This is a genomic window from Pseudomonas sp. B21-017, assembly GCF_024749245.1.
Lineage (GTDB): Bacteria > Pseudomonadota > Gammaproteobacteria > Pseudomonadales > Pseudomonadaceae > Aquipseudomonas.
On record NZ_CP087194.1, the window covers coordinates 3,264,707 to 3,285,467 of the forward strand.

Below are 20,761 nucleotides of genomic sequence, written 5' to 3' on the forward strand. Positions count from 1 at the left end.
TACCGCACGCGCCTTTTGCCATCGCTACGTAAGGCGATCCTGGAAGCAAGCGATGTTGACCTGGTCGCTTCTGGGTGCCCCAGTTGCCCCCGGACACCTGTTCGTTTCCAAAAGAGGTACCAACCCTATGAAGGACACGACTGCTGCGCAGCCGAACGCAGCCTTCGGCAGCTGCTACGGGTCCGCGCACGCCACGGCTTTTGTAGCAGCTGGCGCAGCCTGCGTTCGGCTGCGCAGCAGTCGTAAATCATCACAGCCAACACGCATCCCACAGCGGATAATCATGAACACGTATCACCAGTCCCGCCCGAACAGGATTGGCAACGACATATCGGGCAAGACCTTTCACGTCCTCCTCTTTCCGAACCGCTCGATCGTGATAGCCCTTCTGCCACAAACGCCCGCTTCGCCCTAGCGCCTGATTAACGGCCAGACTACTTCGGGACTTGATTCGACACATCAGCTCGGCCAGTGTTTTATCCCGAAGTTCTACCAAACAGTGCATATGATCTGGCATCACCACCCACGTCAAAAACTCTACCCAATGCTCCTCCTGAGCCTGATGTAATTGTTGGGCAACCAGCCTACCTAAGCGCCAATCGGTAAAAATTGGCTGCCGATCGTGAACCACAGCTGTTAACAAGTAGATGCGCCCAGGCTCCGAGTACCGCCCAATGCGTAGATGACCAGCTTTCGAACAAACAGGCATTCCATTGCCTCCTACTTACTGAAAGAGACATGGAATCTAACCCATTGCAGTCAACCCAACCGTAGCCATTGGCCACAAAAGATGACCGATCAGCTACCGGTCCTGATCTTGTTCCACACCCGCGTCCGCACCCGGTCGATGTTCAACGGCATCGCCTCAAGGGCAAACAATTTGCCCATCATTTCCGGGCTCGGATACACCTTGGTGTCGTTCTTGATCGCCGGATCGATCAGGTGGTCGGCCTGTTCGTTGCCGTTGGCGTAGTGCACGTAGTTGCTGATGCCGGCCATGACGTCGGGACGCAGCAGGTAGTTCATGAACGCGTAACCGGCTTTCTCGTCCGGGGCGTCGGCGGGCATGGCGACCATGTCGAACCAGATGGCCGCGCCTTCCTTGGGAATCGAATAGCCGATGTCCACACCATTCCCGGCTTCCTTGGCGCGGTTTTCCGCCTGGAGAATGTCGCCAGAGAAGCCGACGGCCACGCAGATATCGCCGTTGGCCAGGTCGCTGGTGTATTTGGATGAGTGGAAATAGCTGACATAGGGCCGGACTTTCATCAGCAGCGCTTCGGCCTTTTTATAGTCTTCGGGGTTCTTGCTGTGATGCGGCAGCCCCAGGTAATTCAACGCCGCCGGCAACAGTTCGGGCCCGTTGTCGAGGATCGCCACGCCGCACTTTTGCAGTTTTGCCATGTTCTCGGGTTTGAAGATCAGGTCCCAGGAATCCACCGGCGCGTTGTCGCCCAGCACCGCCTTGACCTTGGCCACGTTGTAGCCGATGCCGGTGCTGCCCCATAAATACGGGAAGCCATGCTCGTTGCCCGGGTCGTTGGCTTGTAACGTTTTGAGCAACACCGGGTTGAGGTTTTTCCAGTTCGGCAGCTGGCTCTTGTCGAGTTTCTTCAGGGCCCCGCCCTCAATCTGTCGGGCCATGAAGTGGTTGGACGGGAATACCACGTCATACCCGGATGTGCCGGTCATCAACTTGCCATCCAGGGTTTCGTTGCTGTCGAAGACGTCGTAACTGAAGGCGATACCGGTTTCTTTCTGGAAGTTTTTTGTGGTGTCCGGGGCGATGTAGTCCGACCAGTTGTAGATTTTCACGGTCTCGGCGGCCTGACTGAGGGTCGCGACGAGCGCAAGTGGAGCAAGCGTCAGTGTCTTTCGGATCATGGGTCGATTCCTGTATGGGTTGTTTTCTTTTTATTGGAGAACTGGCAGGCAATCAGAGATCAAAAAATCAAAACGTAGGTCTTGCGCACGGTTTCCTGGATGTCCCAGATGCCGAGGCCATCAGTGCATCGTCGTTCAGCGCATGAAACCTTCCATGAACCCCGCGACCCGGCCGGCCAGTTTGCGACGCCAGGGCGCGGTGTACGGATTGGCCAGGGTCTGGTCTTCGTGAACGAAGCTGCGGATGATTGCGTTGTAGCCCAGCCAGCGGCAGGGCTCCGGCTCCCAGGCCTTGAGCGCGTCGAGACCGCCCTCCGCAATCACCCACGGCTGGCGCACCAACTCGGTATCGCGCCGAAGAATCAGATCGGCCAGCGTCCGCCCGCCGAGGTTGCTGGCACCCACGCCTTCTCCGCCATAACCGCCCGACAAGGCGATGCCGCTGGCCTGATCGCAGAGCATGTGCGGCCTGAAGCGCCGGGACATCCCCAGGTTGCCTCCCCAGGCGTGGGTGATTCGCACGTTCTTGAGCTGTGGGAAGAGTTCACCGAACAGGTAGCGTCGCAACTGCACTTCGCTGGCGCTCAGCTCGAAGTCATGGCGCAACTTGCCGGCAAACTGATAGCCGCCACGGGCGCCAAACACCAGACGGTTGTCGGCCGTGCGCTGGCCGTAGGTGACCTGGCGGCTGCTTTCGCTGAACGCCTGACCATGGCTGAGGCCGATGTCGTCCCAGGTCGCGGCGGACAGCGGTTCGGTCGCCACCAGTAAACTCTGCACGGGCAATTGATAACGACCCAGCGGCGGCAACGTGACCGCGTAACCTTCTACCGCCGGCACGATCCAGCGGTTGCGAACCTGCGCGCGGGCGGTACGCAAACTGCCCGACTGCCATTGGGTGACCGGGCTGTTTTCATAAATTTTGACCCCCATGCGCTCCACCGTCCGTGCCAGACCTCGCACCAACTTTGCCGGGTGAATGGTCGCCACGTGCGGTGCATAGATACCGCCATAAGGTTTGGCAATTCTGATCTGTTGCGCCAATTGCTCGGGGCTGAGCCAGCGGTAGTCAGCCTCGGTCAGCCCTTGGCGGTAGAGCGCGTCCAGATAATTGCGCAGGCTGGCTTCCTGCTCCGGGTAACGCGCCGCACAGTAAAGCGCCCCGCCCTTGCGGTAATCGCAGTCAATGCTTTCTCGTTCGAGGACGATCTCTACTTCATCAGGGATGCTGTGCAACAGATCGAAAGAGGCGCGACGTTGTTCCGCCGGTAGTCCGGCGAGCAAGCGGTCTTCACCCAGCAGATTGCCCATCAACCAGCCGCCGTTACGGCCCGACGCACCAAACCCCGCGGTTTGGGCTTCGACGATGGCGATGTTCAGTCCCGGCGCCAGGCGTTTGAGGTAGTACGCCGTCCAGAGCCCGGTGTACCCGGCGCCAATGATGGCCACGTCGACGTCCAGGTCCTGTTCCAGCGCCGGGCGCGCCAGCATCGGCTCGTCGAGTTGATCCATCCACAAACTGATCGTTCGCCACGCTGCCATGCAAGACTCCGCCGCTCAATACTTCGATGGCGTCGATCCTAGTGCGTGGGCTCAGGGGCCGTCTTGCGCGCGTGCACGCAAAGAAATTTGTTTGGCGTAAGCCTTGGGCGACAGACCGGTGTGCTGGCGGAAACAGCTGTAAAACGCCGACAGCGAATTGAAGCCTGCGGCAAAGGCCAGCTCATCGATACGCAGCGGTGGAGTGGCACTGTCCAGTGCCGCGAGCAAATGCTGCAACCGCGCCTGATTGACGTAACGGTAGAAGCTTTGGCCGAGCACCTGGTTCAACAGGTAGGAAATCTGATTGCGGCTGTAACCGCACTCCTTCGCCACCCGTTGCAGGTCGAGTTCGGGATCCAGATACGGCTGCTGCCCCTGGAAATACTGCTGCAAGTCTTCGGCCATGAAGCTCAGCTGTCGCGGTGACAACCCGAGCCGACTGACCGCCGGGCGCAGGTTGCGGGCGGCTTTGCCGGATGTTTGTTCATGTACAAGGGTGGCGTATTCATTGACCCGCCAGATCAGCCCGTCACGTACGGTGATCGCCTCGCTGGTCCGAAACGACACCAGCCCTTCACCGCCGCGAAGGGTGATGCGGTATTGAATGAACGCCGTGTTGCCATCCAGTCGAATACGGTCCGAGTGCTCCAGCGCCTCATCCGGATCCCGGGGCATGCTGTCGCGCACGTAGTCGCGCAACGCGTCCAGCCCCATCACGCGGTTCTGGAAAAAGTCGTTGTACTGAATGTCCGGGTGATAAAGCGCCATCACACCATCCAGATCCCGGTGCTTCCAGCGCAGGTGGTAACGCATGACCGTGTCGCCCGTGGCCTGGGTTTGCGACGGACCATCATCATCGGCGTGCATAGAGGACTCGACGAGAAAAAATCGAGCTTGCCGAAGTTCTGTCCGGGCTTCAATGACCAATGGGATGCCCGGCAATGCTGGCCCTTGGCCGAGATGCCCGTATCTCATGACCTGCATCAAAAAAAACTGAACCAATCGCTGAACGGTCTGAAAAAATCCACATGATTTTCACATCCGGGTGCTACTTTTAAAGACAGTCACCGGTTGAGCCATTGAAGGCTCTTCCCTCCTAACATGAGCTAAAGGAAGCGCTCGATGAAGAAGGTGGGCAACACATGAATCAAGGTTCATTCAGCAAGGTTACTTTTCCAAATGCCTGCCAGCTGATGCGCTGGCATTTTCATCCCATGGGTTTCGAGGCGACCATGGATGCACCGGGCAGCATGGTTGCTCGCCTGTTCGACCGAGCCAGCGGCGAAACCATGATCGCCATTGCCGGCATTCCTTGTGCAACGGTCATGAACGCCGCCGATGTAGAGCGGATTATCGAAGCGGTCGAGGATGAGCTGGAAGCGTTCATTCCTCCGCAGACGCTCAGGAGTTATGCCTGACAGCCAACACCCGACAAAAAGCCCGCTTATCGATTTAGCGGGCTTTTTGTAGCAGCTGCCGAGCCCGATCGGCTTGTAGCAGCTGTCGAGCCTGCGAGGCTGCGTTCGGCGGCGAAGCCGTCGTAAAATCAGAACTCACGGTGTATCAGGCAGACTATGTCAACCGGATTCACGACGGCTTCGCCGCCGAACGCTGCCTCGCGCTGCTCGACAGCTGCTACAAGGAATGCGTCGCCGCAACTTGCATCAGCGCCTGGGCCAGATCGGCGCGTAGGTCTTCGACATCCTCCACCCCTACAGACAAACGCACCAGCGCATCGCTGATACCTAGCTGTGCGCGTGTTTCTGCGGGAATGGTGGCGTGAGTCATGATCGCCGGGTGCTCGATCAGGCTTTCCACCCCGCCCAGGCTCTCGGCCAAGGCAAAGATCCGCACACTCTCGAGAAAACGTCTGGCGCCCGTCAGGTCGCTGTTCAGCTCGACGGAAATCATCCCGCCGAACCCGCGCATCTGCCGCCGCGCCAATTCGTGCTGCGGGTGCGATGGCAGGCCCGGATAATACACGCGTGCCACTTGCGGCTGACGTTCCAGCCATTGCGCCAACTCCAGCGCGTTGCTGCAATGACGTTCCATGCGCAGCGCCAGGGTCTTCACCCCGCGCAAGGTGAGGAACGCGTCGAACGGCCCGGCGATCGCCCCCACTGCGTTCTGCAGAAAGCCCAGGCGCTCGGCCAGTTCTGCATTCTGCCCGACCACTGCGATGCCGCCGATCACGTCGGAATGACCGTTGAGGTACTTGGTGGTCGAGTGCAGCACGATATCAAAGCCCAATTCCAGAGGACGCTGGATCCACGGGCTGGCGAAGGTGTTGTCCGCCACGCAGATGATGCCGCGCTCGCGACAGATGCGTGCGACGGCGGCGAGGTCAGTGAGGCTGAGCAAAGGATTGCTCGGCGTCTCGACCCAGACCATCCGCGTGTCATGCTGCAGCGCCGCTTCGAAGGCCGCCAGGTTCGTCAGATCAACGAAGCTGAAGCGATGCCCCGCGCTGCGCCGACGCACCCGTTCGAACAGACGGAAAGTCCCGCCGTACAAATCATTGCCAGAAACGATGTGCGCACCCGCGTCGAGCAATTCGAGCACAGTGGCGATCGCCGCCAGCCCGGAGGCGAAAGCGAACGCCTGGGTGCCGCCCTCAAGGTCCGCCACGCAACGCTCCAGGGCAAAGCGCGTCGGGTTGTGCGAACGCCCGTAATCGAAGCCCTTGTGCACACCGGGGCTCTGCTGCGCATAGGTGGAGTTGGCGTAAATCGGCGGCATCAGCGCCCCGGTGGTCGGGTCCGGCGTCTGTCCGGCATGGATCACACGGGTGGCAAAGCCCCGTGGCGCGGTGCTTTCATCGTGCTGACTCATGCCAGGGACCTCCGCAAGTGATTGAGCATGTCGACGCGGGTAATCAGGCCATGGAAGCCCGAGGTGTCGGCGATGATCGCCACCAGCCCACGGTCGAGCACCGCCTCCAGTTCAGCAAGACTGGCGCCGGGAGGCAGGGTTTCGAGTTTGTCGGTCATCGCGCTGGTCACGGTCATGCGAAAGTGCGTGGCGTCTTCATGCACGCCAAACAGAATATCGGACTCGTCGATGACCCCGACCAGCCGCTGCCCGTCCACCAGCACCGGCAGTTGCGACACATCCGCCAGGCGCATGCGCTGGAAGGCGGTGAGCAAGGTGTCGTCCGGGCCGACGCTGACCACCCGGCCATCCTCGAAACGCCGCGCGATCAGGTCACGCAAATCGCCGTAGCGTTTGCGCGCAAGCAGGCCCTGATCGTTCATCCACTGGTCGTTGTAGATCTTCGACAGATAACGGGTGCCGGTGTCGCAAACGAAACTGACCACCCGCTTCGGCTCGGTCTGCTCGCGGCAGTAACGCAATGCCGCCGCCAGCAAGGTGCCAGTCGAAGAGCCGCCGAGAATGCCTTCGGCGCGCAGCAGCTGGCGGGCATGATCGAAGCTTTCCTCATCGCTGATCGAATAGGCCTTGCGCACGCTGGAAAGGTCGGCAATCGACGGAATGAAGTCCTCACCGATGCCCTCCACCGCCCAGGAGCCGGGCGTACCAAGGGTGCCGCTGCGGCTGTATTCCGCCATCACCGAGCCGACCGGGTCGGCCAACACCATTTCCAGATTCGGTTGTACGCGCTGAAAGAAACGAGTCAGCCCGGTCAGCGTGCCGGCCGAACCGACACCAACCACGATGGCATCCACATCATGCTGAGTCTGCGCCCAGATCTCCGGCGCGGTGCTGCACTCGTGGGCCAGCGGGTTGGCCGGGTTGTTGAACTGATCGGCGAAGAAGGCGTCGGGAATGTCCTTGGCCAGCCGCGCAGCGACGTCCTGGTAATAATCGGGATGGCCCTTGCCGACGTCGGAGCGGGTGATATGCACCTCGGCGCCCATCGCTTTGAGGTGAAGGACTTTCTCGGTGGACATCTTGTCCGGCACCACCAGTACCACCCGATAGCCCTTGGCGCGACCGACCAGGGCCAGCCCCAGGCCAGTGTTGCCGGCCGTGGCCTCGACGATGGTACCGCCGGGGCGCAGGCGACCGTCGCGCTCGGCGGCGTCGATCATCGCCAGGCCGATGCGATCCTTGATCGAACCACCGGGGTTCTGCGATTCAAGCTTGAGGAACAGTGTGCATGGGCCGGTATCGAAGCGGCTGATACGCACCAGCGGCGTATTGCCAATCAGTTCGAGCACGGCGGGACGGGAGTTGTTCGGCATGTCGTCACCTCGCTACGGGTATCCGCACTGGATGGACAGCGACCTGAAGCGAGTCGAGCGCCTCGTCGCAATCAAAGCCTCGCTTGGACCATAGGCCGGGATCGCGACCCTCGCAACTTTTGTGGCGAGCGAGCTTGTTGTGGCGAGGGAGCTTGCTCCCGCTTGAGTGCGCAGCGCTCACAAAAATCGGCAATGCTTGTCGCATTTTTGGGGCCGCTACGCAGCCCAGCGGGAGCAAGCTCCCTCGCCACAGGTTTTTTGACTCAAGACTCTCTTGAGGTTCAGGCCTGCACTTTTCCCTGACGGTGATCGGCAAAAAACGCCTTGCCCTTGCCGATCCGGTCGGAGGCCTTGGGCATATTCGCCGCCTGGGTATCCTGGCCATCGACATACCAGTAGCAATGGCTCACCGCCCGGGTGATGCCCACGTAGGCCAGACGCAGGATCTCGTCTTTCTGTGCGCTGTCGTAGGGCTCGCTGTCGCCGGCCTTGCCGAGCCCGGCCATGCGATAGACCTGGTTCTTGTAAGGCGAACTGGTCAGATGCTGGCAATCACCCAGCAGGAACACCGCATCAGCTTGCAGGCCCTTGGCGCTGTGATAGGTCAGTTGCTTGAGCCGTCGCGCGTCGTACGGCAAGCTAGAATCAACATTAACTACAGACTGAATATGCTCTTCTATCAATGACTTATCGCTACTTTTTCGATAAAGCATCAAGATTGAATCGCCTTTTCTGTAGTGCTCGATCAGGCGCTGGGCCATGCCCTGGTCATCCCGATCGAGGACGTTCACCGGCAGCAACGCCTTGGGTTCTCCGCTGGCCTTGGCCTTCTTGCCGGCGATTGCCGGTGCGGCGCGGACGATGTGCTCCGCCGCGTCGATGATGTGCTGATGGCTGCGGTAATTGTCGCTGAGCATCACCTTGGTTGTGCTCGGCGACGGGAACTCCTTGTTGAACTCCATGAAGTAGCTCGGCGAGCTGCCACGCCAGCCGTAAATCGATTGCCAGTCGTCCCCCACACACAGCAATGACGAACGTTGCGCCCCTCGCCCTACGTGCATGGCCGGGCCACGACTACGGATCTCGGCCAGGCTGGCGCGAATCCAGGAAACGATCTGCGGCGACACGTCCTGGAACTCATCGATCATCAAGTGCGACATTGGCCTGAGCAGTTCATCGCCGAGCAACTTGAGATTCTCCGGTGAATGCTCGCTGAACAGGGCAAACATCCGGTTGTAGGTCATCAGGGGTGGCGATTGATCCAGCAGATGATCTTCCAGCGCTCGCCAGAACAGGCTCAAGGCCTCGAAGAAGAATCGGTCCGGGTCATCTTTGGCGAAACTCATCTGGCCCACGGCATTGGGCACATCCAGGCCGAGGTTTTCGATAAACCCGGCTGCCGCGACAAAACAGTCCAGCAACGGCGCGGAAGCCAGCTCGCCCTTGACCTTGTAATCGAAGCCCGGCCCGGCGCTGGCGTCACCGGCAAGCGACGCCAAAACACGTTTTGAAGATTCGTAACTATCGAGCCATATCAATGGTTTACGACAGAAAGCTTGAAACAAGGTGCGCTTTACAGCCCATTCCGCACGCACGGTCAGCTTGGCATTCGGGCGGCTGACCTGGGGATTTTCCCGAGGATCGAAACCCAGCACCACCCAGGCATCCAGCGCCGGAATGTAACCGTGGCAATGGAAGGTCGAACCGTTGATGTCGAAGGTCTGACGATTCGGCTCGATGCCCTTGATCGGCCAGGCGCCGGCGCGAAACCACAGGTCCTCGATGGTGTCACACAGCTCTTCATCGCGCTTGGCCGCCAGTTCAGTCACCGCCATGCGCTTTTGCACGTCCGGGTGATCGCGCTCCAGTTCCTTGAGCTGCAAGGCGTGACGAGACAACGGCTTGATCAATTCGCGGAAACGCTCATCGCGGGTATGCAGGCTGTGATAGCAGGCGTTGAGCTGCTGGCGCTGGGCGTCGTTGATTCGCAGGTCGAAGGGGTTGCTGTCGACCTCCTCATCGGTGCCCTGCACGCGAAAGCTGAGGTTTTCGAAGGCTTGCAGCCGTTCGAAACCCGGCAGGCTGCGCACCATTGGCAGGATCCGCGAATGAAAAGTACGCACCAGGTCCCGCGCTTCTTTGAAGCTGAGCGCCCGGCCCCACACGGCAAACAGTTCGATCAGCTTATTGATGAAGTCCTTGCGCGACTCGCGGGTGAAGGTCACCACGGTCATCGAGCTCAGCTCAAACCCCAGGTAATGGCTGAGCAGCAGGATACGCAACACCAGGGTGGTCGACTTGCCCGCGCCCGCGCCGGCGATCACCGAAGTCGACGGTGTGTCACTGAAGATCATTTTCCATTGGGCAGCGCTCGGCTGGGCATGCGCAGGCAGCAGTCGCGCCACGTCGGCCTTCATGCGCTTCTTCAGCTCGGCGCTCAATGGCAGGCGCCAATCGTCGAACAGGTTGTCATCGACGTTGGGCGGTCGATGCTCGGTGGAGCGCGAGTCGCGGATCAGCAGCACTTGCCGGCCTTCTTCCAGACCCTCGAGCTTGCCTTCCTTATAGCCGTATTCCACGCCAGCGCTGTGACCGCTGCGAAAACCGTCGGCTTGCCCGTGCAGCCAGGACGCACGGTGTTGCGCGCGCAGGCGGGTCAGGCCGTGGCCAAAGAACCGGGCGGCCAGACGTTTGAGCAAAGGCATCTCGGCCAGGGGACGAAGTTCGGGCGGAAGATCGGGTGTGTGTTGCGGCACGCAGGCGGACTCCAGTGTGTGAGGCTGTCGGGGGCTATGGTGTCTGCATTTGCCGTTGAGTTCTAGTGAAATGCTTACAGGTCATTGGCTTATGCGATGAAGTGAAGGCTGGATGAGAAAAATTCGAGATTATTCGGTATCAAATAATTCGATTGTATTGAGGCATTTTTTACGCTTTTTATCGATGGGTACCTGATGGATGATACTGACCATCAACCACCGGTTCTCGTTTGTGGCTCAGACGTTCTGCCCCCATGACGAACCTTTTTCAGGAGACGATCATGCTTGAACTCAGACCTTTCAACTCCCTGGGCGGCGCGCACCATGGCTGGCTGGATGCTCACCACCACTTTTCGTTCGCCGAGTACTACGACCCCAAACGCATGAACTGGGGCAACCTGCGGGTGTGGAACGATGACGTGATTGCCCCCGGCACCGGGTTCCCGCAACACCCGCACCGGGACATGGAAATCATCACCTACGTTCGTGAAGGCGCGATTACCCACCAGGACAACCTGGGCAACAAGGGCCGTACCGAAGCCGGTGATGTGCAGGTCATGAGCGCCGGCACCGGGATCGCCCACAGTGAGTACAACCTGGAAGCGACCGAGACCCGGATCTTTCAGATCTGGATCATCCCCAACGAAACCGGTCTGGCACCGTCGTGGGGCGCCAAGCCCTTCCCCAAAGGCCAGCGCGAAGGCTTCGTGACCCTGGCCAGTGGCAAGGCCGGCGACGATCAAAGCCTGCGGATTCGCGCCGATGCACGTCTGGTGGCGGCCAACCTGAAAGCCGGGGAAACGGCTGAATATCGTCTGGACAGTGGCCGTCGCGCTTATCTGGTGCCAGCGACAGGAGCGATTGAAGTCAATGGCTTGCGCGCACAAGCTCGAGACGGGGTCGCGGTTGCCGATGAGCAAGTGTTGCGGGTGACTGCGATCGAGGACAGCGAAATCGTCTTGGTAGATGTGGCTTGAGGCGGTAAATGCGCGGCAAAAAAAGGGGCGACCGTTGATGGTCGCCCCTTTTTTTGGCTGAAGTCCTGTGTGACTGTATTGACGCTTTCGCGGGCAAGCCTCGCTCCTACAGGATTAGCGTCGATCGGCGCCGACCTTCTGTAGGAGCGAGGCTTGCCCGCGAAGGGGCCTTCAATCACTTCGCAGAAATTGCGCCATCTACCAGTGTCTGAGCCTCGGCCACCAGTTGTTTCAGGTGGTCGTCACTGACAAAGCTTTCTGCGTAAATCTTGTAGATGTCCTCGGTGCCCGACGGCCGCGCCGCGAACCAGCCGTTCTCGGTCATGACTTTCAGACCGCCGATGGCCTGGTCGTTGCCCGGTGCATGGCTGAGGATGCTCTGGATCGCTTCGCCCGCCAGTTGAGTCGAAGTGACCTGGTCCGGCGACAATTTGCTCAGCAGTGCTTTCTGTTCAGGGTTGGCCTTGGCATCAACGCGTACCGAGAACGGCTCACCCAGTTCATCGGTCAACGCGCGATAGGCCTGGCTTGGATCACGGCCCGTGCGAGCGGTCATTTCAGCGGCCAGCAGCGCCGGAATCAAACCGTCCTTGTCGGTACTCCAGACACCGCCGTCCTTGCGCAGGAACGATGCACCGGCGCTTTCTTCACCGCCAAAACCCAGGGAGCCGTCAAACAGACCGTCGGCAAACCATTTGAAACCGACCGGCACTTCGTACAGACGACGGCCCAGGCGTTTGGCGACGCGATCGATCAAGCCGCTGCTGACCACGGTCTTACCCACGGCCGCATCGGCGCGCCACAGTGGACGGTTCTGGAACAGGTAGTCGATCGAGACCGCGAGGTAGTTGTTCGGCGCCAGCAAACCACCGGACGGGGTCACGATGCCATGACGGTCGTGGTCCGGGTCGCACGCAAACGCCACGTCGAAACGCTCTTTCAGGCCGATCAGGCCTTGCATGGCATAGCTGGACGATGGGTCCATGCGGATCTGCCCGTCCCAGTCGACGGTCATGAAACGGAACGTTGCATCAACCTGTTTATTCACCACTTCCAGGTCCAGGCGGTAGTGCTCGGCAATCGCCGACCAGTAGCGCACCCCTGCTCCGCCCAGCGGATCGACACCCAGACGCAGCTTCGCATCGCGGATGGCGTCGAAGTCGATCACGTTGATCAGGTCAGCGACATAGGTGTTGAGGTAATCGTGACGATGGGTAGTGCTGGCCTTCAGGGCCTGCTCGTAGCTGATGCGTTTGACGCCGGCGAGCTTGGCTGCCAGCAACTCGTTGGCCTTGGCTTCGATCCACTTGGTGATGTGGGTATCGGCCGGGCCGCCGTTGGTTGGGTTGTACTTGTAGCCACCGCTTTGCGGCGGGTTGTGGGACGGCGTGATGACGATGCCGTCCGCCAGGCCTGAAGTGCGCCCGCGGTTGTAGCAAAGAATCGCATGGGAAATGGCCGGCGTCGGGGTGTACTCGTCGCCTTCGGCGATCATCACCGTGACACCGTTCGCCGCCAACACTTCCAGGGCACTGGCACCGGCCGGCGTGGACAGTGCGTGGGTGTCGATCCCGACGAACAGCGGGCCATCGATGCCCTGGGCCTCGCGATACAGGCAGATCGCCTGGCTGATGGCCAGGACGTGCCATTCGTTGAAACTCAAGTCGAACGAGCTACCTCGGTGTCCGGACGTGCCGAAGGCAACGCGCTGGGTAGAAATGGCTGCATCGGGCTGGCCGGTGTAATAGGCCGTTACCAGTCGCGGGATGTCGACCAACAGTTCTGCCGGTGCCGGTTTGCCCGCAAAAGGACTGAGTGTCATGCAAAACCTCTGAGAGAGAGTGGTTCGGGATAGGAGCGCAGTTTACTGACAGTTTGGCCGTTGCGCGACGTTATCGAATGTCAGGTTCCGAGGAGCTCTGCCACCTCGGCTCAATCGATCGATTCCAGACGCAAGGCATCCCCCAGTAGCCCCAGTGCAGCGACGAGCTCGTGGTCGCCACCGAACGTATGACTCAGGCGCAAGTGCTGCGCGTGCAGGCCCTGCAAACTGAACAACTCCCCCGGTGCGATGACCACTTGCTGCTTGAGCAGTCTCTGGAACACTCGATGTACATTGACCTGGCGCAACGAGCGAATCCACACCGTCGCCCCGCCCTGGGGCTCGACGAAATGCAGCGATTCCGGCAGACGCTCCTGGAGCAGTTGGGTCATCAGCACCATGCGTTCCTTGAGCAATCGACGCAACACCAGCAGGTGTTGATCGATGCGTCCGTTGCTGTACAGCCGCGCGATGGCTTTCTGACGAATCAGCGACAAACGGAATGCCCGCAGCAGAAAGTGCCGTTGCAGTTCGGCACGCAGTTGTCGCGAAAGCAGGTAACCAAAGGGTGCCTCCGAGCCGATGATTTTCTCGAAAGTGGAAAACACGATCAGCCGATCAGGGTCCACCAGGTCGCGAAACCGCAAGCCGCTCGGCTCGAATTCGAGCTCGCCGTAACAATCGTTTTCCAACACCCAACAGCCATGCCGTCCCAGCAGTTGCGCAGTGGACTGCCGGTTGTCGTCAGGCGCCACGCTCCCGCGCGGCATGTTCAGTCCCGATGAAAGCATCATCAGTCGCACCTGCCCGGTCTCGAGCAGCTCTCTCAGCTGTTCGAGATCCAGGCCACCACAGGCTTGCAGCGGCAGCTCGACAACCTGCACGTCGGCGTCCTGGAACAAGCGCAGAATCACCCAGTCGCACGGCGACTCGACCACCACCACCGAATCTTTGAGCTCAAGAACGGCGATCAATATTTCAAGTACGCCGCGCATATCTGCGCCGATATAGACATCATCGGCATGCCAGCAGCGTGTCGGCGAAGTGGTGTAGCGTGCCGCAAGGGCCGTGCGCAGTTCCAGCTCGCCGCAGGGTTGTGAAGACGGTTGTGGCTGGCGCGGATACTGGCGCAGCAATTCTCTCTCCAGCAACAACAACGGGCTGTCCAGGGGTTGTAACAACGCCGGCTCATCGGCGCTCAACACCAGCATGCCGGGGCGCCTGGCGTTGACATAGACCGTTTCGAGCAGGTCTTTGCCGCTGCCGGGAAGACCGATAGAAGACACCGGCAGTGCGTAATAGCCCGACTTGGCAACCGAATAGATGCGTCCTTCCTTCTCCAGCAGCGAATACTTCATACTGCAAGTACATAAATGACATCAGTTTTTCCGTATCGTGCCAATAAAATCAGTGTGATAGCATTTGGAAAGACGCATGGTTGTTGGGATTTTTTGTAAAAAACAAAATTCACTTACTAAAACTCCGATGGGAAGTGTTAACACGATGGCAATGATAGTGAGAGACTACAAAGCGCGAGACGGCAGTCGCTTCTCACTGCTCATAGACCTAGAGGGAGATGCCTTCCCGTTGTTCTATCCAACTGCATTCATCACCATGCGGATGGCGAGCAAAACAGCTGGCTCACAGAGGGTCGCCCTGTTCGCCCTAAAAAGACTGTACGAATGGGCCTCGCGGCATAAGATCGATCTTGACCACAGGTTCGCGACTAAGAAGCTACTGACCGTGCCGGAGGTCGAATCCCTCGTCCAGGCGATATCGGTGAACACCAAAAAGCGCGACGGCACCACTATCAAGGGAGCTCAGGTCGACTACTCGCTCGACATCCTGAAAGTCTATTTTGGGTGGTTGTTCGGCCACTGGATCACTGACTCGAATGCCACAGAGAACGCAAAGCTAATTGAACGTCTTCAGGCCAATCTCCAAGAGCGTAAGAAGAAAACCGGTTCAAAGTCTAAAGCGAAAAGGGAGCGTATCGCCAAGAGGCTCAGTGACCCCGCAGATGCGGCGCTCTTGGAGCTGTTCGAGAATGCGGACGAACTCATGAAGGGTACCCCTGGATCTGAGCCAGAGGAGCAGGCTAGCCTCAGCAAACCAAACCAACTCGTATCTCTTTTCAAGCGAGCGGTCTTATTTCGCAATGTCCTTGCCCTGCGCATCCTCTACGACACAGGTATGAGGTTGGGCGAGTTACTTAGCCTCCGGTACCCAGATTTCATCCCTGCATCTGGTGGAGACAGCGCCCACATCAGAATCCGCCGCAATCATGATGACGAGTTTGATCGCCGAATGAACCAACCAGTGGCAAAGACATTGGGGCGAACTCTCAAAATCTCAGAAGATCTTGAGAAGATGATGTTTGAGTATCTGGGAAGGTATCGAGCAGAGATCCCTAACGTTGGCTTCAAAAACGAATCGTTCATCTTTGTGAACCACAAACGGGGCGAAAATCAAGGTCGAGAGATCGAGATTACGACGTTTCGGTCTGCTCTGTCCGTGATCATTAAGCGAGACAAGAGACTCAAGGGACTGCACCCTCACCTGCTTCGACACCACTGGAATTACAGATTTTCCGAGCACTGCGAAAAAATGGGCTACAGCGATACAAAAATTCGGCAGGAGCGCGAGCACTGGATGGGATGGGTCGAAGGATCGTCATCGGCGCTCGACTATGACTTGCGTCACATTCAACAATCTGCGAACGAAACAGGTATTGCTGTCGCATCAGATACTGCAAGGAATAAATTTGATCGAAAACGATCAGGCAGTAGTCGCTATGGGCAGTGAAATCGTCTGTTGTTTCGATCACGGACAACGATCGCTTGCCCGGAGCTCTATGCACCAAAGCAGATATCGCTGAGCACAAAGGCACCCGCCAGCATTCCGCTCTGAATCGTCAGTAAATACAGTACATGGTAAGATTTATGGCCTCCAATAATAACGCAACAATAAACGCCGCAAAAGCTATCGATCGTCTTGACATACCGATCGAAGATATCGAAATCATGACGAATTTTGATCGCAATGAACTCCCGTCAAGTGGTTCTTACAGCGTAAGATTCTCAAATACGAGCGTCACTATCGCGGATCGGCGAACAGTTGATATTAGAAGTATCCTAGACATGGATAACCAAACTGTACTTGGATTCAAATCCACACTAGAAGCGATTGCCATCAGCAACTTACTTGCGCCTTCGACCTTGGGCAACTACGTTAACAGAATCGAACAAAGCATTAAAACAAGCTCAATCAAGGAATTTACTCATAACTCCTATCGAAAACTAATTAAACAGGTATCTCAAGATACTAATCATGCCTTCACGTCTATTCTAAAAACATGGTATAAATTGGGTTATCCTGGCGTTGACGCAGAGGCATTTAGCGTTGTAATGGCCTTGAAGGCCCCAGGTATGCAGAGTCGAAAACGAATTACTTCGGATGACCCCACTGAAGGCTGGTATTCAGCTCAAGAATACGACGATCTAATAGATACCTATTGGCTAGACTACGAGTCGGGGAAGATCAGCCTGCGAGACACGTCAGCACTGCTGTTGATGGGCCAATACGGCAAGCGAGGAGTCCAGCTTGCTAATCTTAAAGTATCTGACTTTCTTTCAGATGGAGAAACTGAAGGTCTTTCTGGGAAGCGTGTGACTTTTCCAGGATCCAAGGATAGGAGTGCCGAGTATTGGTTTCGGGGCTCAAAATTCGAAACTCATCCAATGGGCGACGACCTGTGGAACCTTTGCATGCTACAAATTTATAGTACCATTGCCGATCATGAAAAACATTTCCAACGCAAACTTACTGAAGCTGAACGCAATGAACTTCCTTTTCTCCAGCGTGATATGAGCCGGTTGAAAAAATTAAATGATGGTTCGTTTCCAATCGGCCTGTCGAGCGCTGTATTCCATCTAAGCAGCTCAGCGATTTCTACAGCGTTGAAAAGAGTCTCAGGATCCATAGTTGTCTCTCATCGCACTGGGAAGTCGGTACGTGAGTTTGCCTATCGAATGAGGTATACACGCGCTCGACAGCTCGCACGCTTGGGCGTACCTCGTGCGACCTTACAATACTGGCTAGGCCACAGTGAAAATACCTCTCTCGATCATTACTACGACGACCCGGCAGAAGATGCTCGGCTGCTAGATCTTGAAATGCAAGTAATACTTGCCCCTCTCGCTCAGGCCTTCTCCGGAACATTAAGGGATAAAGAGTCTGATGCAGTTCGCGGAAACAATCCTGCCAGCCGCATTGAATTGGACGGTCATCACAGCGTGGGTACTTGCGGGGAGCACGGATACTGCAATGCGTCGGTTCCAATCCCGTGTTACCGTTGCGCGAAATTTCAACCGTGGGTCGATGCTCCTCACGAAGAGGTGCTACTAAGGCTCATCGAACGGCAAGAGGAAGAGAATAATATCCACATGCCGAGTAAAACTCGCCGGATCCTAGTACCTCTCCAGCTAAATAAAGATATTGCTGCTGTCAAGCTGGTCATCAGACTCTGCGACGCTCGCAAACAGGAGCTGAGATCAGCTGCACAAGAAACTCAAATGCATCTCGATGAAGGCAACAACTTTATCGATGCAAAAAAGAAACACAAGGCCAGGTAGACAGCATGTCCAATCCAATCAACTTTGAGTCCAAAAGCCAGATCGCTTGCCAGAAACACCTGCAGAGTTACATCCACCTAGCAAAGCACGTAAGCCCTATTTGGAAAAACCACCCTGGCTTCGACTGGAATACAGATGTATGGCATACACCGCGCGGCAAGTTACGCTTTATGACTTACGGGGTAAAGCTACAGGCATCAAAGGTACCAACTCGTGATCAGCAATTTGATCCTGATTTTATGGAATTCGCCAAGGCTTACATTGTCAACACCCGGAAAGGTGATCCTGCCAAGGCCTTTCGGGTTGACTATCTTGCTGTCCAAATTATTGGTGCCGCACTGACTTTAGTCGACGGCCATGCTGATATCACCCGATTATCCGAGCGACATCTTGATAAAGCAGTTGAAATCATCAAGCAACGGAATAAAAGCCACCACGCCACAGCCGTCGCGGTGAAAGCCTTGGCAAGGGTTGTTGCTGAACAGAATATTTCCCCGCACTCGATCAAGTACTGGGCATCCCCTTTTAACGATAACTCGCAAGCGGAAAGCGCAAAGCCTGTCAAACAATCGCTTCCCGATGACGAGGCCATATTAGCGCTAGCCGAAATTTTCTCGCGCGGTTACCACAGCGACGATCTCGATGATGAGGCGGTTTACATCACGAGTATTACCGCAATTCTGTTATCAGCACCGATGCGAATTGCCGAGAAGCTAAGGCTCAGATTAGACTCGATGAAATCTGAAAAAGATAAGAATGGCGATACGCAATGGTATCTGCATTACTACTCCACGAAGAATAAAAAAATCATGACAAAAGGCGTTCCAGCCACCATGGTGGAGCATTGCAAAGAGGCATTCAGGCGCTTGACAGCCATTACGGAGCCAGGGCGCAAACTCGCTTTGTATCTCGAGAGCGGCAAAACTGAATTTTACCCTCACCCTGGCGTACCTGCCGTACCTGCCGATCAGATTTTGACGAAAGATGAAGTAATCTCAGCGCTTGGTCGTCCAACGGAAAAATCGACCGAGCAGGTGATGAAACACATGACGGGGTCGTACAAACTCGAGGGCTGGACGTTGAATAAATTGTGGGAGATTGTTCGGGCCTACAATATGAAGCTCAACCCTTTCTTCCCATATCAAGTTGATTCTGAGCTGCATATTACAAAGCCACCGAAAATGTCTGAGTCTTTGTTGTGTTTCCTCAAGCTTCAGATCAGCCAGGGGCTGGCAACCAGCCCAGTGCTGCTGACACCAGCAAACCAACACTACTATTCATCACGTGTAGGCCCGGATCGGGTGGCTACAACTAATGGCAAGACTTATCCCTCTTTCTTCACAAAGCAGGGCTATCCAAGCCTTTCTCTCCGATCGCACCAGTTACGACATTTCCTGAATACCGCAGCGAAAGAAGCTGGGGTTGGGATTGAGACCATCACCAAGTGGAGCGGGCGCGCATCGGTTAAGCAGACGCGTGACTATATCCATCAGGATCCGATGCGCAAAGCCGAGATGTATAGCGCTGATGTGATTCCCGTGAAAGACGTCACTCCCGAACCCATCACTGCTGCCGAATACAATATCATCAGCAAGGGGCCGATCATCACAACGCGGTACGGTATCTGTACGCACCCGTGGACAATTAGTCCATGTCAGAAATCGGGCGATTGCTTGAATTGTTCTGACTTGTTGCATTGCAAAGGGCACAAGAATTCATTAGCAGCTGTGAAGGTTGAGCGGGATCATGTGGCAGAAAACCTCGCGGCAACAATGAAAGAGATCGAGGCTGGTAATCGCCCGGCAACGCGTTGGGTGGAAACGCATACTCTTTACCTGGAACGTCTGAGCCAGATTGTAGCCATGCACGAAAACCCTGACATTCCGGACGGCAGTCCGGTACAAATGGTGGGCAAAGACTTCACGCATGCGAAGCGGATCATTCTCAATAAGCAGCCGGAAGCTAAGCTGACAAACAATACCGGCAGCGTTCTTAGCGGTATCGACGATGAAGATCTGCAGCTTTGCCTTCAAGAAATGATGAGTGGTAACTGATATGCCCCGTGCTTTTACACCCAAGGAACTCAAAGCCATTGTGGCGATTATCAGGGATTGGCCAATCAAGCAGAAGCTGACCTGGGATGAGATCTGCAAAGCGTCTGAATCGGTGCTGGACTTTGTTCCAAGCCGCCAGGCTTTTGTCGATAAGCCAGCGGTGGTCAATGCCTATAAGGTTCGGAAAGCGGCGATCATTTCTCACCGGGACAAGCTTGCGAGCATTCCAAAACCGAAGAGCCTTACGGCTGCTGCGGAGACGATCGCAAGGCAGCAGGAAGAGATCAGGCAGCTCAAGAACGAAGTTCAAGCGATGGCAGAGATGGCTCGACGCTTTATTCATAATGCAGTGGTGCATGGGTTGAAGCGGGAGCAGTTGAATGCCCCGCTGCCAAAAGTTGACCGGAAATGACCGGAGAGACATGGTATGTGCGGGGTGTCGTGACATCCGAATACTGCAACAACGGCTGCAGCTAGCCACAATTACACAAGTTGAAAAGCTGAAAACTTTTTTGCGCGCCCTGTCGGGACGGCTGTCGTAAATCGAGCCTGGGCGGTACCCGCCCGTCTCGCCCCTGACGGGCTTCCAACCTCGCGCCTTCGGCCTTCGCCTGCGCGCTCCGCTTGCTCTAAAGCCACTATCATGAGCGCATTGCTAGTCAAATGGCGAGAGTTTACGTCAGCGTATTTCACTCGACGAGCCGGATGAACGGGTCTAGAGCAAAAGGAGAAATAAACCTGGCGTTGGAAGCCAGAAAACAATTTCACCTAATCACTTAGGAAAAAGGCCGTCGTTTTCGTTCTTTGGGAAATGCGATTGGCCGCGTTGTAGGGCACTCAAGTGATCAGGGATGTGTACGCCACCTTGATCACCTATGGTTTATTAC

General features: G+C 56.8%; 14 protein-coding genes and 1 pseudogene. 6 read left to right on the forward strand and 9 right to left on the reverse strand.

What is annotated here, in order from left to right; genetic code table 11:
* Window positions 1-250: 250 nt before the first annotated feature.
* The 4 genes from LOY28_RS14695 to LOY28_RS14710 form a co-directional block, all read right to left on the reverse strand.
* Window positions 251-709: an REP-associated tyrosine transposase gene (locus LOY28_RS14695; protein WP_192350564.1), complete on the reverse strand. Its 459-nt coding sequence runs from the start codon at window positions 707-709 to the stop codon at window positions 251-253.
* An 89-nt stretch (window positions 710-798) separates the two neighbouring features.
* Window positions 799-1,884, reverse strand: a complete 1,086-nt coding sequence (locus LOY28_RS14700) for a polyamine ABC transporter substrate-binding protein (RefSeq protein WP_019579015.1) — start codon at window positions 1,882-1,884, stop codon at window positions 799-801.
* A gap of 135 nt (window positions 1,885-2,019) precedes the next feature.
* Window positions 2,020-3,426 carry an FAD-binding oxidoreductase gene (locus LOY28_RS14705; protein ID WP_258614402.1) on the reverse strand — a complete coding sequence of 469 codons (1,407 nt, stop codon included), beginning with the start codon at window positions 3,424-3,426 and terminating at the stop codon, window positions 2,020-2,022.
* Between the two features lie 51 nt (window positions 3,427-3,477).
* Window positions 3,478-4,293: an AraC family transcriptional regulator gene (locus tag LOY28_RS14710; protein ID WP_086944249.1), complete on the reverse strand. Its 816-nt coding sequence runs from the start codon at window positions 4,291-4,293 to the stop codon at window positions 3,478-3,480.
* 275 nt (window positions 4,294-4,568) lie between these two features.
* Between LOY28_RS14710 and LOY28_RS14715 the strand changes: the two genes are divergently transcribed.
* Window positions 4,569-4,844: a DUF1652 domain-containing protein gene (locus LOY28_RS14715; RefSeq protein WP_018926009.1), complete on the forward strand. Its 276-nt coding sequence runs from the start codon at window positions 4,569-4,571 to the stop codon at window positions 4,842-4,844.
* Window positions 4,845-5,061: 217 nt separating this feature from the next.
* Here LOY28_RS14715 and LOY28_RS14720 read toward each other — a convergent pair whose 3' ends face one another.
* The 3 genes from LOY28_RS14720 to LOY28_RS14730 form a co-directional block, all read right to left on the reverse strand.
* Complete coding sequence (locus tag LOY28_RS14720; protein ID WP_018926010.1) at window positions 5,062-6,258, reverse strand: cystathionine gamma-synthase; 1,197 nt, start codon at window positions 6,256-6,258, stop codon at window positions 5,062-5,064.
* On the reverse strand, window positions 6,255-7,631 hold the full coding sequence (locus LOY28_RS14725; protein WP_064618027.1) for a cystathionine beta-synthase: 1,377 nt from the start codon (window positions 7,629-7,631) through the stop codon (window positions 6,255-6,257). The genes LOY28_RS14720 and LOY28_RS14725 overlap by 4 nt, the downstream gene beginning before the upstream one ends.
* Before the next feature lie 281 nt (window positions 7,632-7,912).
* Complete coding sequence (locus tag LOY28_RS14730; protein ID WP_258614403.1) at window positions 7,913-10,387, reverse strand: UvrD-helicase domain-containing protein; 2,475 nt, start codon at window positions 10,385-10,387, stop codon at window positions 7,913-7,915.
* Window positions 10,388-10,668: 281 nt separating this feature from the next.
* Here LOY28_RS14730 and LOY28_RS14735 point away from each other — a divergent pair, with 281 nt between their 5' ends.
* Window positions 10,669-11,364 (forward strand): pirin family protein, encoded by a 696-nt coding sequence (locus LOY28_RS14735; RefSeq protein ID WP_018926013.1) that lies wholly within the window; start codon window positions 10,669-10,671, stop codon window positions 11,362-11,364.
* A 175-nt stretch (window positions 11,365-11,539) separates the two neighbouring features.
* Here LOY28_RS14735 and pgm read toward each other — a convergent pair whose 3' ends face one another.
* Window positions 11,540-13,186, reverse strand: coding sequence for a phosphoglucomutase (alpha-D-glucose-1,6-bisphosphate-dependent) (pgm, locus tag LOY28_RS14740; protein ID WP_138867588.1), 1,647 nt, complete (start codon window positions 13,184-13,186; stop codon window positions 11,540-11,542).
* Window positions 13,187-13,296: 110 nt separating this feature from the next.
* Window positions 13,297-14,544: pseudogene (locus LOY28_RS14745) on the reverse strand (aminotransferase class I/II-fold pyridoxal phosphate-dependent enzyme); the annotation flags it as partial.
* Window positions 14,545-14,620: 76 nt separating this feature from the next.
* On the opposite strand from LOY28_RS14745, the gene LOY28_RS14750 reads away from it, so the two are divergent.
* The 4 genes from LOY28_RS14750 to LOY28_RS14765 all read left to right on the forward strand — a co-directional run bounded on the left by LOY28_RS14750 (window position 14,621) and on the right by LOY28_RS14765 (window position 20,286).
* Window positions 14,621-15,991 (forward strand): site-specific integrase, encoded by a 1,371-nt coding sequence (locus LOY28_RS14750; protein ID WP_258611983.1) that lies wholly within the window; start codon window positions 14,621-14,623, stop codon window positions 15,989-15,991.
* Between the two features lie 137 nt (window positions 15,992-16,128).
* The gene (locus LOY28_RS14755; protein WP_258611984.1) at window positions 16,129-17,820 is read left to right on the forward strand and encodes a hypothetical protein; all 1,692 of its coding nucleotides are present in this window, start codon (window positions 16,129-16,131) and stop codon (window positions 17,818-17,820) included.
* Window positions 17,821-17,825: 5 nt separating this feature from the next.
* On the forward strand, window positions 17,826-19,874 hold the full coding sequence (locus LOY28_RS14760) for a hypothetical protein (RefSeq protein WP_258611985.1): 2,049 nt from the start codon (window positions 17,826-17,828) through the stop codon (window positions 19,872-19,874).
* Window position 19,875: 1 nt separating this feature from the next.
* Window positions 19,876-20,286: a hypothetical protein gene (locus LOY28_RS14765; RefSeq protein WP_258611986.1), complete on the forward strand. Its 411-nt coding sequence runs from the start codon at window positions 19,876-19,878 to the stop codon at window positions 20,284-20,286.
* Window positions 20,287-20,761: the final 475 nt, after the last annotated feature.

Excerpts from the sequence above, each read along its gene's own strand:
- LOY28_RS14715 (WP_018926009.1), top strand. The coding sequence starts at position 4,569 with ATGAATCAAGGTTCATTCAGCAAGGTTACTTTTCCAAATGCCTGCCAG.
- LOY28_RS14750 (WP_258611983.1), top strand. The coding sequence starts at position 14,621 with ATGGTTGTTGGGATTTTTTGTAAAAAACAAAATTCACTTACTAAAACT.
- LOY28_RS14700 (WP_019579015.1), bottom strand. The coding sequence starts at position 1,884 with ATGATCCGAAAGACACTGACGCTTGCTCCACTTGCGCTCGTCGCGACC.
- LOY28_RS14720 (WP_018926010.1), bottom strand. The coding sequence starts at position 6,258 with ATGAGTCAGCACGATGAAAGCACCGCGCCACGGGGCTTTGCCACCCGT.
- LOY28_RS14735 (WP_018926013.1), top strand. The coding sequence starts at position 10,669 with ATGCTTGAACTCAGACCTTTCAACTCCCTGGGCGGCGCGCACCATGGC.
- LOY28_RS14760 (WP_258611985.1), top strand. The coding sequence starts at position 17,826 with ATGTCCAATCCAATCAACTTTGAGTCCAAAAGCCAGATCGCTTGCCAG.
- LOY28_RS14705 (WP_258614402.1), bottom strand. The coding sequence starts at position 3,426 with ATGGCAGCGTGGCGAACGATCAGTTTGTGGATGGATCAACTCGACGAG.
- LOY28_RS14725 (WP_064618027.1), bottom strand. The coding sequence starts at position 7,631 with ATGCCGAACAACTCCCGTCCCGCCGTGCTCGAACTGATTGGCAATACG.
- LOY28_RS14695 (WP_192350564.1), bottom strand. The coding sequence starts at position 709 with ATGCCTGTTTGTTCGAAAGCTGGTCATCTACGCATTGGGCGGTACTCG.
- pgm (WP_138867588.1), bottom strand. The coding sequence starts at position 13,186 with ATGACACTCAGTCCTTTTGCGGGCAAACCGGCACCGGCAGAACTGTTG.
- LOY28_RS14755 (WP_258611984.1), top strand. The coding sequence starts at position 16,129 with ATGGCCTCCAATAATAACGCAACAATAAACGCCGCAAAAGCTATCGAT.
- LOY28_RS14710 (WP_086944249.1), bottom strand. The coding sequence starts at position 4,293 with ATGCACGCCGATGATGATGGTCCGTCGCAAACCCAGGCCACGGGCGAC.
- LOY28_RS14765 (WP_258611986.1), top strand. The coding sequence starts at position 19,876 with ATGCCCCGTGCTTTTACACCCAAGGAACTCAAAGCCATTGTGGCGATT.